Origin of the sequence: Tabrizicola sp. (assembly GCF_041911175.1) — a bacterium.
In the GTDB taxonomy this organism is placed as follows: domain Bacteria; phylum Pseudomonadota; class Alphaproteobacteria; order Rhodobacterales; family Rhodobacteraceae; genus Tabrizicola.
In genome coordinates, this window is the sequence record NZ_JAYRPN010000043.1 from 23,548 (window position 1) to 36,878 (window position 13,331).

At 68.3% G+C, this 13,331-nt stretch carries 16 protein-coding genes; 14 read left to right on the forward strand and 2 right to left on the reverse strand.

All coding sequences use genetic code 11. The features are described 5' to 3' along the window. Positions 1–69: 69 nt before the first annotated feature. The 5 genes from ACE3P6_RS05400 (at position 70) to ACE3P6_RS05420 (ending at position 4,788) form a co-directional block, all read left to right on the forward strand. Positions 70–1,170, forward strand: a complete 1,101-nt coding sequence (locus tag ACE3P6_RS05400; protein ID WP_374392403.1) for an ABC transporter permease — start codon at positions 70–72, stop codon at positions 1,168–1,170. Then, positions 1,170–2,138 carry an ABC transporter permease gene (locus ACE3P6_RS05405; protein WP_374392404.1) on the forward strand — a complete coding sequence of 323 codons (969 nt, stop codon included), beginning with the start codon at positions 1,170–1,172 and terminating at the stop codon, positions 2,136–2,138. Before ACE3P6_RS05400 ends, ACE3P6_RS05405 begins: the two co-directional genes overlap by 1 nt. Positions 2,139–2,221: 83 nt before the next feature. Further along, on the forward strand, positions 2,222–3,025 hold the full coding sequence (locus ACE3P6_RS05410; RefSeq protein WP_374392407.1) for a purine-nucleoside phosphorylase: 804 nt from the start codon (positions 2,222–2,224) through the stop codon (positions 3,023–3,025). An 84-nt stretch (positions 3,026–3,109) separates the two neighbouring features. Further along, positions 3,110–4,033, forward strand: coding sequence for a sulfite exporter TauE/SafE family protein (locus tag ACE3P6_RS05415; RefSeq protein ID WP_374392410.1), 924 nt, complete (start codon positions 3,110–3,112; stop codon positions 4,031–4,033). After that, entirely contained in the window at positions 4,030–4,788 is a 759-nt protein-coding gene (locus ACE3P6_RS05420; protein ID WP_374392413.1) for a TIGR02186 family protein, read from the forward strand. The genes ACE3P6_RS05415 and ACE3P6_RS05420 overlap by 4 nt, the downstream gene beginning before the upstream one ends. Positions 4,789–4,868: 80 nt before the next feature. On the opposite strand, the gene ACE3P6_RS05425 is transcribed toward ACE3P6_RS05420, so the two are convergent. Then, a complete protein-coding gene (locus tag ACE3P6_RS05425; RefSeq protein WP_374372464.1) occupies positions 4,869–5,126 on the reverse strand; it encodes an accessory factor UbiK family protein in 258 nt (85 codons plus the stop codon). A gap of 154 nt (positions 5,127–5,280) precedes the next feature. On the opposite strand from ACE3P6_RS05425, the gene lgt reads away from it, so the two are divergent. The 4 genes from lgt to ACE3P6_RS05445 all read left to right on the forward strand — a co-directional run bounded on the left by lgt (position 5,281) and on the right by ACE3P6_RS05445 (position 8,268). After that, positions 5,281–6,150 (forward strand): prolipoprotein diacylglyceryl transferase, encoded by an 870-nt coding sequence (gene lgt, locus ACE3P6_RS05430; RefSeq protein WP_374392415.1) that lies wholly within the window; start codon positions 5,281–5,283, stop codon positions 6,148–6,150. Then, positions 6,147–7,199, forward strand: coding sequence for a class I SAM-dependent methyltransferase (locus ACE3P6_RS05435; protein ID WP_374392418.1), 1,053 nt, complete (start codon positions 6,147–6,149; stop codon positions 7,197–7,199). The genes lgt and ACE3P6_RS05435 overlap by 4 nt, the downstream gene beginning before the upstream one ends. Continuing rightward, complete coding sequence (gene pgeF, locus ACE3P6_RS05440) at positions 7,199–7,957, forward strand: peptidoglycan editing factor PgeF (RefSeq protein ID WP_374392421.1); 759 nt, start codon at positions 7,199–7,201, stop codon at positions 7,955–7,957. The genes ACE3P6_RS05435 and pgeF overlap by 1 nt, the downstream gene beginning before the upstream one ends. 113 nt (positions 7,958–8,070) lie before the next feature. Further along, positions 8,071–8,268, forward strand: coding sequence for a hypothetical protein (locus ACE3P6_RS05445; RefSeq protein WP_374372455.1), 198 nt, complete (start codon positions 8,071–8,073; stop codon positions 8,266–8,268). Between the two features lie 111 nt (positions 8,269–8,379). Here ACE3P6_RS05445 and ACE3P6_RS05450 read toward each other — a convergent pair whose 3' ends face one another. Then, on the reverse strand, positions 8,380–8,880 hold the full coding sequence (locus ACE3P6_RS05450; RefSeq protein ID WP_294971689.1) for an Lrp/AsnC family transcriptional regulator: 501 nt from the start codon (positions 8,878–8,880) through the stop codon (positions 8,380–8,382). Between the two features lie 170 nt (positions 8,881–9,050). Here ACE3P6_RS05450 and trxB point away from each other — a divergent pair, with 170 nt between their 5' ends. The 5 genes from trxB to ACE3P6_RS05475 all read left to right on the forward strand — a co-directional run bounded on the left by trxB (position 9,051) and on the right by ACE3P6_RS05475 (position 13,232). After that, positions 9,051–9,989 (forward strand): thioredoxin-disulfide reductase, encoded by a 939-nt coding sequence (trxB, locus tag ACE3P6_RS05455; protein ID WP_374392425.1) that lies wholly within the window; start codon positions 9,051–9,053, stop codon positions 9,987–9,989. 132 nt (positions 9,990–10,121) lie between these two features. Further along, positions 10,122–10,886 (forward strand): SDR family NAD(P)-dependent oxidoreductase, encoded by a 765-nt coding sequence (locus ACE3P6_RS05460; protein ID WP_374392427.1) that lies wholly within the window; start codon positions 10,122–10,124, stop codon positions 10,884–10,886. Next, positions 10,883–11,797 carry a 2-dehydro-3-deoxygalactonokinase gene (locus ACE3P6_RS05465; RefSeq protein WP_374392431.1) on the forward strand — a complete coding sequence of 305 codons (915 nt, stop codon included), beginning with the start codon at positions 10,883–10,885 and terminating at the stop codon, positions 11,795–11,797. Before ACE3P6_RS05460 ends, ACE3P6_RS05465 begins: the two co-directional genes overlap by 4 nt. Beyond that, complete coding sequence (locus ACE3P6_RS05470) at positions 11,794–12,399, forward strand: 2-dehydro-3-deoxy-6-phosphogalactonate aldolase (RefSeq protein WP_374392434.1); 606 nt, start codon at positions 11,794–11,796, stop codon at positions 12,397–12,399. The genes ACE3P6_RS05465 and ACE3P6_RS05470 overlap by 4 nt, the downstream gene beginning before the upstream one ends. Then, positions 12,396–13,232 carry an SMP-30/gluconolactonase/LRE family protein gene (locus ACE3P6_RS05475; protein WP_374392436.1) on the forward strand — a complete coding sequence of 279 codons (837 nt, stop codon included), beginning with the start codon at positions 12,396–12,398 and terminating at the stop codon, positions 13,230–13,232. Before ACE3P6_RS05470 ends, ACE3P6_RS05475 begins: the two co-directional genes overlap by 4 nt. Positions 13,233–13,331: the final 99 nt, after the last annotated feature.

The following is a 13,331-nucleotide window of genomic DNA, read 5'->3' on the forward strand; positions in this document are numbered from 1 at the left end:
TCCCCCCACTGTGGGGGAGGGATGGGGTGGGGGGGCTGCCCTCAGGAACAATGACCGGAGACTTGCCTGATGGACCGCTTGCCACGCTGGGCCGATGTCGCCCTCGTCCCGCTCGTTTCCCTGACCCTCGCCGCGATCATCTCGGCCCTTGTCATCATCGCCATCGGCCAGGACCCGTGGGAGGCGATCACGGTCATGGTCGAAGGCTCTGTGATGAACGCCTATGGCTGGGGCTATACGCTCTACTACGCCACCAGCTTCATCTTCACCGGCCTTGCCGTGACGGTGGCCTTCCACGCCGGCCTCTTCAACATCGGCGGCGAAGGGCAGGCGCAGCTCGGGGGCCTCGGGGTCGCCCTCGCCGTCCTCTTCATCCCCTGGCCGCACTGGACGCTGGCGCTGCTGGGGGCGTCGGTCGGCGCTGCGGCCTTCGGGGCGGCCTGGGCGGCGATTCCGGCCTATCTGCAGGCGAAACGCGGCAGCCATATCGTGATCACCACGATCATGTTCAACTACATCGCCGCCAGCCTCCTGGTCTATCTCCTGGTCGACGTGCTGCGGCCCCCAGGCAAGATGGACCCGGCGACGGCGAACTTCCCGCCGCAGTCGCATCTGCCCCGCTTCAGCGAAATCCCCGGCCTGAACCTGGTCTTCGACACCAAGGTCCCGGCCAACGTCACCTTCTTCATCGCGCTGGCCGCGGCGGTGGTGGTCTGGCTCCTCCTCTGGCGCACGCGGCTCGGCTACCAGATCCGGGCTTTCGGCAAATCGGAATCGGCGGCGCGCTACGCCGGGATCAACCCGACCCGGATCATCATGATCGCGATGCTGATCTCGGGCGGGCTGGCCGGGCTGATGGCGATCAACAACGTGATGGGCGAGGCGGAGCGTCTCTTGGGCAACTCGGCCAGCGGTGCCGGGTTCATCGGCATCGCCGTGGCGCTGATGGGGCGAAACCATCCGGTCGGCGTGGTGCTGGCGGCGCTTCTCTTCGGGTTCCTGTTCCAGGGCGGGGCGGAACTTGGCCTCTGGACCAAGATCCCGATCGAGCTGCGCACCGTGGTGCAGGGGCTGGTCATCCTCTTCACCGGGGCGCTGGACATGATGGTGCGGATGCTGCTGACCCGCATCTTCGCCCTCTTCCGCCCCGCAAGACTGGAGGCCGCGTGATGGATTACAGCACGCTTCTGCAAATCCTCGACTCGACGCTGAGGCTGGCGACGCCCCTGCTGCTCGCCTGCCTGGCCGGGCTTTATTCCGAACGCTCGGGGGTCTTCGACATCGGGCTGGAGGGCAAGATGCTGGTCGCCGCGATGTGCGCGGGCGCGGCCGCCTACTACTCCGGCTCGGCCTGGGTCGGCGCGCTGGCGGGGATCGCCGGGTCGCTGGTCTTTGCGCTGATCCACGGGCTGACCTCGATCACCTTCCGCGGCAACCAGCTGATCGCCGGGGTGGCGCTGAACTTCCTTGCCTCCGGCCTCACCGTGCTCACGGCGCAGAGCCTCTTCGGCCAGGGTGGCCGCACCCCGCCGCTGGACGGCGCCGCCCGCTTCGGCGAGCTGCACCTGCCCTTCGCCGAGGCGCTGCGCCCGGTGCCGGTGATCGGCCCGCTCTACGCCGAGGTGATCTCGGGCCATTCGATCCTGGTCTACCTCGCCTTCGCCATCGTCGCGCTGACCTGGTGGGTGCTCTACCGCACGCGCTATGGCCTGCGCCTCAGGGCGGTGGGCGAGAACCCGGCGGCGGTGGATACCGCCGGGGTCAGCGTGAACCGGCTGCGCTTTTCCGCCGTGATGGTCACCGGCGTCCTCTGCGGGCTGGCGGGGGCCTACATGGCGACCGCCCTGCAGGCGGGCTTCGGGAAAGAGATGACGGCAGGGCGCGGCTATATCGCGCTGGCCGCCCTCATCTTCGCCAAGTGGCGCCCGATCCAGGCGATGTATGCCTGCCTCTTGTTCGGCTTCTTCCAGGCGCTTGCGCTGCGCCCCGACGTGGTCGAGCGCGTGGCGCAGGTCAAGGTCCCGGTCCCCTTCCTCGACGCGCTGCCCTATATCCTGACCGTCCTCGTCCTGGCGGGCTTCGTCGGCAAGGCGATCCCGCCTCGCGCGGGGGGCGAGCCCTACGTCAAGGAACGCTGAGGCCTTTCATACTGGCGCAAGTATCCCACGGGGGTGCGGGGGTGTGAAACCCCCGCTCCGCCGCCAACCAGAAGGCGCACCGCATGTCCGATGCCGCAACGCTCGCCAAATACATTCAATCGCGCGCCGGAGACGCCCCGGTGGAGCTTGGCCTGATCCTTGGCTCCGGCCTCGGCCATCTGGCGCAGGCGGTCGACGGGGTGGCGATCCCCTATGCCGACCTGCCCGGCTTCCCGCATGTCGGCGTCTCGGGCCATAACCCGCACCTGCATGTGGGAATGCTGGAGGGCGTTCGCGTCGCCGCCTTCGGCGCGCGGGAACACTACTACGAATCCGGCAATCCCCGCGCGATGCTCCTGCCGCTCCAGGTCCTGAAGGCGCTGGGGGCAAGCCGGCTGATCCTGACCAATGCCGCCGGTTCGATGCGACCTGACATCCCGCCCGGCAGCGTGATGCTGCTCTGCGACCATATCAACTATTCCGGCCTGAACCCCCTGATCGGCGAAAAGACCGACGCCCGCTTCGTGCCGATGACCGACGCGCACGACCCCGAGATGCGCCGGGCGCTGGAAGCCGCCGCCGTGGCGGAAGGCATCGACCTGCCCGAAGGCGTCTATTGCTGGTATTCCGGCCCCTCCTTCGAGACCCCGGCCGAGATTCGGATGCTCAAGCTTCTGGGCGGCGACGCGGTCGGCATGTCCACCGTGCCCGAAGTGATCCTCGCCCGCTTCCTGGGCCTGAAGGTCGCGGCGATTTCCACCATCACGAACATGGCCGCCGGCATGTCGGACGAGAAGATCAGCCACGAACACACCAAGGCGATGGCCCCCCTGGGTGCGGCAAAACTGGAACGGATTCTGCGGGAATTCCTGCGCGCGCGAAAGTGAACCGAATCGGGGTTTGACTTCGCCGGAAAAGGCGCGCAACCCTCGGTCCATCATGCCGTTTTTGCCCCGGACTGGGCCGCCTCGATGCAGCTTTACCTCCCCATCGCCGAGGTTTCGGTCAATGCCTTCCTCATCCTGGGGCTGGGCGGCATCGTGGGGTTCCTCTCCGGCATGTTCGGGGTCGGCGGCGGCTTCCTGATCACGCCGCTTCTCTTCTTCATCGGCGTCCCCCCGGCGGTTGCGGTGGCCACCGGCGCGAACCAGGTCGTGGCCTCGTCGATCTCGGGCGTGCTGGCGCAGCTGCGCCGCAAGGGTGTCGATTTCCAGATGGGAACCGTGCTGCTCTTCGCCGGCATCGCCGGTTCGGCCATCGGGGTCTGGGTGTTCAGCATCATGACCCGGCTCGGCCAGGTCGACCTGTTCGTGCAGCTGTCCTATGTCCTTTTCCTGGGCCTGATCGGCGCGATGATGCTCCAGGAAAGCCTGCGCAGCCTGATGCGGTCGCGCAGGCCCGGCGGCGCCCCGATCCGGCGGGCGCATGTGCATTCCTGGGCGCACGGCCTGCCCTTCAAGATGAAGTTCCGCGCCTCGGGCCTGTACATCAGCGTGATCCCCCCGGCCCTGATCGGGGCGGCGGTGGGCTTCCTCGCCGCGATCATGGGGGTCGGCGGCGGATTCATCCTGGTGCCCGCGATGATCTACCTCCTGGGCATGCCGACCAAGGTGGTGATCGGCACCTCGCTCTTCCAGATCATCTTCGTCTCGGCCTTCACCACGGTCATGCATGCGGTGACCAGCCAGACCGTCGACATGATGCTGGCGCTGCTCCTGATCCTTGGCGGGGTGATCGGCGCGCAGATCGGCACCCGGGTCGGAGTCCGGCTGAAGGCCGAGCAACTGCGCATCCTCCTGTCGCTCCTGGTCCTGACCGTGTCGATCCGCATCGCGGCCGATCTCCTCGTCACCCCGGAGGAACTTTACTCCGTCGCACCGGTGGTCCTGCCGTGATCCGCGCGCTGTTCCTCTCGCTGGCGCTGGCGCTGCCCGCCGCGGCGCAAGAGGTCATCGTCTCGGGGATGAGCCAGAACCGCGTCTCGATCACCGCCGATTTCGACGGCTCGGAGATCCTGATCTACGGCGCGGTGAAGCGCGACGCCCCCGCGCCCGAAGGCGGCCCGCTGGAGGTGATCGTCACCGTCGAGGGACCCGCCACCCCCGTCGCCGTGCGCCGCAAGGGCCGGGTCGCGGGGATCTGGGTCAACAATGCCTCGGTGACAATCGGCAGCGCCCCCAGCTTCTATGCCGTCGCGACCACCGGGCCCCTGACCCACATCCTGTCGGACGTCGACAACCTGCGCTACGGCATCACCATCGAACGGGTGATCCGCGCCATCGGCATCTCGGCCGAGGCCGACAAGTCGGGCGAGTTCATCCTGGCGCTTCTGCGCGTCCGCACCAACGAAGGCCGCTACCGCATCCTGGAAGGCAAGGTCGAACTGACCGAAGAGACGCTCTTCCGCTCCGATGTCGAGCTGCCCGCCAACCTGACCGAGGGCGAATACAAGGTGCGGCTGTTCCTTCTGCGCAACAAGCATGTGGTCGCAAGCCAGGAGAAGGTGATCGGGGTGCGGAAGGAGGGGCTGGAGCGCTTCGTCTTCAACCTCGCCAAGCAGCAGCCGCTGGTCTACGGGCTGGTCTCGCTGGTGCTGGCCGCGGTGGCGGGATGGGGCGCCTCGGCGGCCTTCCGGCTGATCAGGACGTGATACCCGCCTCCTCGTTCGCCTTCGGCTCCTCGTCGGGCATGCCCGGCGAGGCGTGACGACGTCGAACGACGAGCGTCCGGTCAGCCCTTCTTCTTCGCCAGCGCCGCCTCCAGCGCCGCGATCCGGGCCTCCAGAGCCGTGTTCTCTTCCCGCGCCTTCTGGGCCATCGCCCGGGCCGCGTCGAATTCCTCGCGGGTCACGAAATCGCGGTCGGCCATCCAGCGGTCGACAAAGCCGCGCATCGCCGTCTCGGCCTCGGTCTTGGCGCCCTGGGCCACGCCCATCGCATTGGTCATGAGCTGGCTCATGTCGTCGAAGAACTTGTTGCGGGTCTGCATGGGCCACCTCCTGCTTCGCCCCTATATGGCCCCGCCCCGCCGCCGGGGCAAGGCACAGGAAACGGGGCGCAGGAGACGGGGCGCAGGAAACGTGGCGCGGTTGACATCGCCTGCCCCGCCCGCGACAAGCGGTCCCATAGCCGAAAGGGCCCGCATGATCCCCTTCCCCGACATCTCGCCCAACGTCTTCTCGGTCACGCTCTTCGGCCGCGAATTCGCCCTGCGCTGGTATGCCTTGGCCTATATGGCGGGCCTCCTCTACGGCTGGTGGATCATCCTGCGCGCCATCCGCACCCCGCGGCTCTGGGCGGGCGAGCCACCCTTGACCGCCGAACAGGTCGAACGCTTCTTCACCTGGGCCGTGGTGGGCGTGATCCTCGGCGGGCGGCTCGGCTATGTGATCTTCTATGAGCCCGCCACCTTCCTCGCCGAACCCTGGCGTGTTCCCTACGTCTGGGAGGGCGGCATGTCCTTCCACGGCGGTTTCGCGGGCGTGGTGCTGGCGGGCCTCTGGTTCTGCCGCCGCGAGAAGATCCCGATGCTGTCGATGGGCGACCTTCTGGCCATCGCCGCGCCCCTGGGCCTCGGCCTCGGCCGCCTGTCGAACTTCGTCAACGCCGAGCTTTGGGGCCGCCCGACCGACCTGCCCTGGGGCGTGGTCTTCCCCGGCGCCGCCGCCCAGACCTGCGCCGAGCTGACCGGGGCCTGCGCCCGGCACCCGAGCCAGCTGTATCAGGCCGCGCTGGAGGGGCTGCTGCTGCTGGTCGTGCTGACCTGGCTTGCCTTCCGCCGCGGCTGGTTCAAGCGCCCCGGCGCGCTGATGGGACTGTTCCTGGTGGGCTATGGCGTGGCCCGTTTCCTGGTGGAGTTCGTCCGCCAGCCCGACGCGCAGTTCGTCTCACCCGGCAATCCCATCGGCTGGGCGGTGCAGGCCGGGGACTACGGCCTGACAATGGGCCAGCTCCTCTCGCTGCCGATGATCGCCGCCGGGTTGTGGTTCGGCCTCCGCGCCCGGGAAGAATGACCCCCCTCGCCCGCCTGATCGCCGAGCGCATCCGCGAGGAGGGGCAGATCACCGTGGCCGACTACATGGCCGAGTGCCTGCTGCACCCGGTCCACGGCTACTATACGACGCGCGATCCGTTCGGCGCGGCAGGCGACTTCACCACCGCCCCCGAGATCAGCCAGATGTTCGGCGAGCTGGTCGGGCTGGCGCTGGCGCAAAGCTGGCTGGACCGGGGCTCGCCCGCGCCCTTCACCCTGGCCGAGCTTGGCCCCGGTCGCGGCACCCTTATGGCCGACATCCTGCGCGCCACGCGGTCCGTTCCCGGCTTCCACCAAGCCGCCCGCGTCACTCTGGTCGAGGCCTCCCCCCGCCTGCGCGAAGTGCAGGCCGCAACCCTCGCAGCCTATTCCCCCAACTGGATCGACCACCTCGAAGACCTGCCCGAGGCTCCCCTCTTTCTCATAGCGAACGAATTCCTCGACGCCCTTCCGATCCGCCAGTTCCAGCACGGCCCGCAAGGCTGGCAGGAGCGCCTGATCGGCCTGCGCGACGAAACCCTGACCTTCGGCCTCTCCGCCCCCCTGCCGCAGGTCCCCGAAACCCCCGCCTTCCGTCATGCCCCCGAAGGCGCGCTGGTCGAGGACAACCTTGCCGCCCGCCATGCCGTCGCCGAGGTCTCCACCCGCATCGCCAGGGCGGGCGGCGTGGCCTACTGGATCGACTACGGCGGCTGGCGCTCGCAAGGCGATACCTTGCAGGCCCTCCGCCAGCACCGGCCGGACGACCCGCTGGCCCACCCGGGCGAGGCCGACCTCACCGCCCATGTCGATTTCGAACCGCTTGCCGCGCTGGGGCAGGCCTTCGCCTGGGACACGCAAGGCGCTGTCCTCTCCCGCCTCGGCATCGACGCCCGGGCCGAGCGGCTGGCCCGGAACCTCACCGGCGCAGCGCTGGAAAGCCACCGCGCCGCGCATCACCGCTTGACCGATCCGCAAGAAATGGGTTCGCTGTTCAAGGTGCTGGCGATCACCTCAGCCGGTGCCCCGCCACCCCCCGGATTCGCCTGATGCCCACAACGCTGGAAATCATCACCTCCGCCGCGCTCGACGTCCGCCACGGCTTCTTCACCCGCAAGGGCGGGGCATCCTCGGGCATCTTCGCGGGGCTGAACTGCGGCACCGGGTCTTCCGACCAGACCGAGATCGTCGCCATCAACCGCGCCCGCGTGGCCGAGGCGATGGGCGTCGGGCCGGAGATGCTGGTCACCGTGCATCAGGTGCATTCGGCCAAGGCGCTGCCCGTCACCGGCCCGCTCTCCATCCGTCCCGAGGCCGATGCGCTGGTCACTGCCACTCCCGGCGTCCTTCTGGCCGTGCTGACCGCCGACTGCCAGCCGGTGCTGTTCGCCGACCCGAAGGCGAAGGTGGTCGGCGCCGCCCATGCCGGCTGGCGAGGGGCGGTGGATGGGGTGCTGGAGGCGACGCTTGACGCGATGGAGGCTTTGGGCGCGCAGAGGTCGAATATCACCGCCGTCATCGGCCCGACGATCAGCCAGGCGGCCTATGAGGTAGGCCCGGAATTCTTCGACCGTTTCCGCGCGGAAGATGAGGCCAGCACCCGCTATTTCGCCAATGGCGAGGGCGACCGGATGCTCTTCGACCTGCCCGGCTATGGCCTTTACCGGTTGCGCAATGCCGGGGTGAAACAGGCCGAATGGACCGGCCATTGCACCTATCGCGACCCGGCGCGGTTCTACTCTTTCCGCCGCACCACCCATGCGGGCGAGGCCGACTATGGGCGGCTGATCTCGACAATAAGGCTATAACTGGGCGAAATCTGGCATGAAAATGCTCTGATTGCTTCACGGTTCTTCCCCAACCCTGCCGCAATCTGGGGTCATGGGTTTCCCTGTCAGGTTGTATTGCGACGGGGAAAGCGATGATCATCCAGATGAAGACCAAGCGCCGCTGGATTCTCTCCATCCTTGAAACCGTCGGTGACGGTGAAGATGCGCGCGTCGTCGCCCGCGCCTCTGCCCGCCAGACTTCGGGCCGCACGGCGATGGTCGCCGGGCAGAAGGGCTTCGCCATGCGGCTGAAGACCGCGACCCGCCAGGTCTCCGACGCCGCGCGCTGACGCGAAATGCGCCTTACCCCGCCGGGCCAAGTCTAAGAATTTTCTAGAAAATTCTTGGGCTGCCATAAGACCGGCCCATTCCCGACAAGCATCATTCTGTTCCGGGAGGGCTCAGGCGTTCTTCGCCAGCCGCGCTTCCAGGATATCGAACGGCAGGCCGGGCTCATCCTTCGCACAGCGGATGACGAGGCTGGTCTTCACGTTTGCGACATGGTCGGCCTTCAGCAATTCCTCGGTCAGGAAGCTCTGGAAGGTCGACAGGTCGGGCGAGACGCATTTCAGGATGAAGTCGATCTCGCCGTTCAGCATGTGACATTCGCGGACCAGCGGCCAGGCCCGGCAGCGTGCCTCGAAAGCGGCCAGGTCGGCCTCGGCCTGGCTCGACAGCCGCACCATCGCGAAGACCTGCACCTCGAAGCCCAGTTCCCGCGCGTTGATGTCGGCATGGTAGCCCCGGATGAAGCCCTGCTCCTCCAGCCCGCGCACCCGGCGCAGGCAGGGCGGGGCCGAGATTCCCACCCGGCTGGCCAGCTCGACATTGGTCATCCGGCCATCGGCCTGCAATTCGGCCAGAATCTGGCGGTCGATGGGGTCAAGCTTGTGCGCGGCCATGATGTCTCCGTTCTGCGGCCTTACTTACGCGCGAGGGGCTGTCTGCGCAATAATATTTCAACACGGCGCAAGAAAACGATCTGCTGCGTTCCCTGCAACCCTGCCATGCGGGGGCTTTCCGGGCTCGGGGCAGCGGTCTATATCGGGGTCCGGCATTTCAGGGGACAAGCATGGGCGAGACGCGGCATACAAAGGTTCTGATCATCGGCTCCGGCCCGGCAGGCTATACGGCGGCGGTCTATTCCGCCCGTGCGATGCTGCAACCCCTGCTGATCCAGGGCCTGCAACCCGGCGGCCAGCTGACCATCACCACCGAGGTCGAGAACTGGCCCGGCGACCATACCGTACAGGGCCCGAACCTGATGGTGCGGATGGAGGAACACGCCCGCGCGATGGGGGCCGAGGTGATCGGTGACTACATCACCGCGCTTGACCTGTCGAAACGCCCCTTCACCGCCACCGCCGACAGCGGCACCACCTACACCGCCGACGCAGTGATCCTCGCCACCGGGGCGCAGGCGAAATGGCTGGGGCTGCCGTCCGAGGAAAAATTCAAGGGCTTCGGCGTCTCCGCCTGCGCCACCTGCGACGGGTTCTTCTACCGCGGCAAGGAAGTGGTGGTCATCGGCGGCGGCAACACGGCCGTCGAAGAGGCGCTGTTCCTCACCAACTTCGCCGCGAAAGTGACGCTGGTCCATCGCCGCGACAGTTTCCGGGCCGAGAAGATCATGCAGGACCGGCTGTTCAAGAACCCGAAGATCGCCGTGGTCTGGGACAGCGAAGTGACCGATGTCCTCGGGACCGAAACCCCGCTTGGCGTCACCGCCGTCAAGGTGCGCAACGTGAAGACCGGCGCCGAATCGGAAATTCCCTGCGCCGGGTTCTTCGTCGCCATCGGCCACGCGCCCGCCTCGGACCTGGTGAAGGACCAGCTTCCCCTGCATTCCGGCGGCTATGTGGTGGTCGAGCCGGGCAGCACCCGCACCGCCATTCCCGGCGTCTTCGCGGCGGGCGACCTGACCGACCACATCTACCGCCAGGCCGTGACCAGCGCCGGGATGGGTTGCATGGCCGCGCTCGACGCCGAGAAGTTCCTCGCGGGCCACTGACCCGGCAATCCGGCGCGCGGGGAACACCGCGCCCGGAACCGAACCCCCTTGACGCTGGTTGGCCGGGACGTCACCCATTCATCCTGTCGCCCGCAGCCGGACCCACCCCTTGGGTCGCCGAAGGACCAGAGCATGACCGATCCCGTCTTCCCCGACCTGAAAGGCCGTTCCGTCTTCATCACCGGCGGCGGCGCGGGCATCGGCGCCGCGCTGACCGAGGCCTTCCTGCGCCAGGGCGCCAGGGTCGCCTTCTGCCAGCGCTCCGACGCCACACCGTTCTGCGACGCGATGGAACTGGCCACCGGCAACCGCCCGCTGTTCCTGCCCTGCGACATCGCCGTCACCGACCAGCTGCAACTGACCCTCGCCACCGCCGCCAAGGCGCATGGCCCGATCACCGTCCTGGTGAACAACGCCGCGAACGACCAGCGCCACGATACGCTGGAAACCGACGAAACCTTCTGGGACTGGTCGATCGACGTCAACCTGCGGAGCTATTTCTTCGCCTGCCAGTCGGTGATCCCCGGCATGCAGGCGGCGGGCGGCGGCAGCATCGTCAACTTCTCCTCGATCAGCTTCATGATGGCCGACACCGGCTATGCCGCCTATATCACCGCCAATGCCGGGATCGTCGGCCTGACCCGGACGCTCGCCCGCGAATTCGGGCCGGACCGCATCCGCGTCAACGCCATCGCTCCGGGCTGGGTGCTGACCGACCGGCAGAAAGAGCTTTGGGTCACCCCCGAGGCGCTGGCCAGCCATCTCGCCCGCCAATGCCTGCCCGACCCGATCCAGCCCGCCGATGTGGCGGGGTCGGTGCTGTTCCTCGCTTCCGACGCCGCGCGCATGATGACCTCGCAGACCCTGATCCTGGATGGAGGCTTCGTTTCCGGATGACCAACACCCTGAGCCCCGCCTGGATCGCCGTCGACTGGGGCACCTCGAACCTGCGCGCCTGGGCGATGGGGGCTGATGGCCGCGTGCTGGCCGAGGCGGAGTCGGATGAGGGGATGGGCAAGCTGGCCCCGTCGGATTTCGAAGCCGCCCTCCTGCGCCTGATCACCCCCTGGCTGGCGGGCACCCCCCCGGTCCTCGCCTGCGGCATGGTCGGCAGCCGCCAGGGCTGGCGCGAGGCGCCCTACCGCGCCGTGCCCTGCACGCCGCTCGACCGCGCTGCGCTGATCGCCGCCCCCACCACCGACCCCCGCCTTCGCGTGACCATCGCCCCCGGGCTGATGCAGGCCGACCCCGCCGACGTGATGCGCGGCGAGGAAACCCAGATCGCCGGGGCGCTGCGGCTGATGCCGGGCTATGACGGAATCCTCTGCCTGCCGGGCACCCATTCGAAATGGGCGCATATCAGCGCGGGCGAGGTCGTCAGCTTCCAGACCTTCATGACCGGCGAACTCTTCGCGCTTCTGTCCACCGCCTCGGTCCTGCGCCACGGGATGCAGGGGTCGGGCTGGGACGAGGCGGCTTTCGACACCGCCGTCACCGATGCGCTTTCCCGCCCCGAACGGCTGGGCGCGCGGCTTTTCTCCTTGCGGGCGCAGGGGCTGATCGCGGGCCTGACGCCCGATGCCGCCCGCGCCCGGCTTTCCGGCCTCCTGATCGGGATGGAGCTTGCCGCCGCCAGGCCCTACTGGTTGGGCCAGCGCGTCACGCTGATCGGGGCCGAGAAACTGTCCACCGCCTATGCCCGCGCGCTTGCCGCGCAGGGGGTCACGACCGGGCGGCTCTCCGTCACCGACTGCACCCTTGCGGGCCTCGCCTCGCTTTCCCCCCAACATGAGGCCACGCCGCAATGACCCATCGCAACCTGATCGCCATCCTGCGCGGCATCACCCCGGCCGAGGCCGCCCCCGCCGCGCGGGCACTGGTCGCCGCCGGGATCACAAGGATCGAGGTGCCGCTCAACTCGCCCGATCCCTTCGCCTCCATCACCGCGATGGTCGCCGCCGTGCCGGGGGCCGAGATCGGCGCGGGCACCGTGCTGACCGTGGCCGAGGTGGCGCAGGTGAAGGTGGCGGGCGGGACACTCATCGTCTCGCCCAATGCCGACCCCGAGGTGATCGCCGCCACCCGCGCCGCCGGGATGGCCTCCTGGCCCGGGGTGATGACCCCGACCGAATGCTTCGCCGCGATCAAGGCCGGGGCGACGGGGCTGAAGCTCTTCCCCGGCAACCTGCTAGGGCCGGAAGGGCTGAAGGCGATCCGCGCGGTCTTGCCGAAGGGCATGGCCGTCTACGCCGTCGGCGGTGCGGGACCCGCGAACTTCGCCGACTGGGCCCGCGCCGGGGCGGAAGGTTTCGGCATCGGCACCGCGCTTTACACGCCCGGCCTCGGCACCGCCGAGATCGCCACCCGCGCCGCCGCCATCGTCGCGGCCTATGACGAGGTCTTCGCATGATCTTCGACACCCGCGCCTGCGAGTTGGGCGAAGGCCCGCTCTGGCACCCCTTGCGGGGCGAACTGTTCTGGTTCGACATCCTGAACCGCACGCTTCACTCGCAAAAGCAATCCTGGAGCTTCTCCGGCTATGTCTCCGCCGCCGGGTGGATTTCCCGCGACGCGTTGCTGCTGGCCAGCGAAACCGGGCTGATCCGCTTCGATCTGGCCTCCGGCAGCGAAACACCGGTGGTGAAGGCCGGAACTTCGGTCACCCGCTCGAACGATGGCCGCGCCGACCGGCAGGGCGGGTTCTGGTTCGGCACGATGGGCAAGAAGACCGAGAAGGGCGCGGGCGCGATCTGGCGCTGGTATCGCGGCGAGCTGCGGCAGCTTTACACCGGCGTCACCATCCCGAACGCGATCTGTTTCACCCCGGACGGGACCGCCGCCCATTTCACTGACACGTCACTGGGTCAGGTGATGAAGGTCGCGCTCGACGCGCAGGGCTGGCCCAGGGGTGAACCCGAAGCCTGGCTCGACCTCGCCCGCGCCGGGCTGAACCCGGACGGCGCGGTGATCGACGCCGAGGGCCGGTTCTGGAATGCGCAATGGGGCGCGGGGCGGGTGGCCTGCTACGGCCCCGACGGCGTGTTCCTGAACGCGGTGGAAACCCCCGGCGCGCCGCATGCCTCCTGCCCCGCCTTCGGCGGTGCCGATCTGACGACGCTCTACGTCACCACCGCGCTGGAACACATGGACGCCGAGGCCCGCACCCGCCACCCCGCCTCCGGCCAGACCTTCGCCTTCAAGGGCGTCGCCAGGGGCCTGCCGGAAGCGCAGGTGATCGTGTAGCCGGACGGCCGTGCCGGTCGGCCAACCGTTAAGAATTCCTGAACGCCCACGCGCAAGCCATTGATTTCGCTGAGTCGAAAAATCTGTCCACCGTGGACA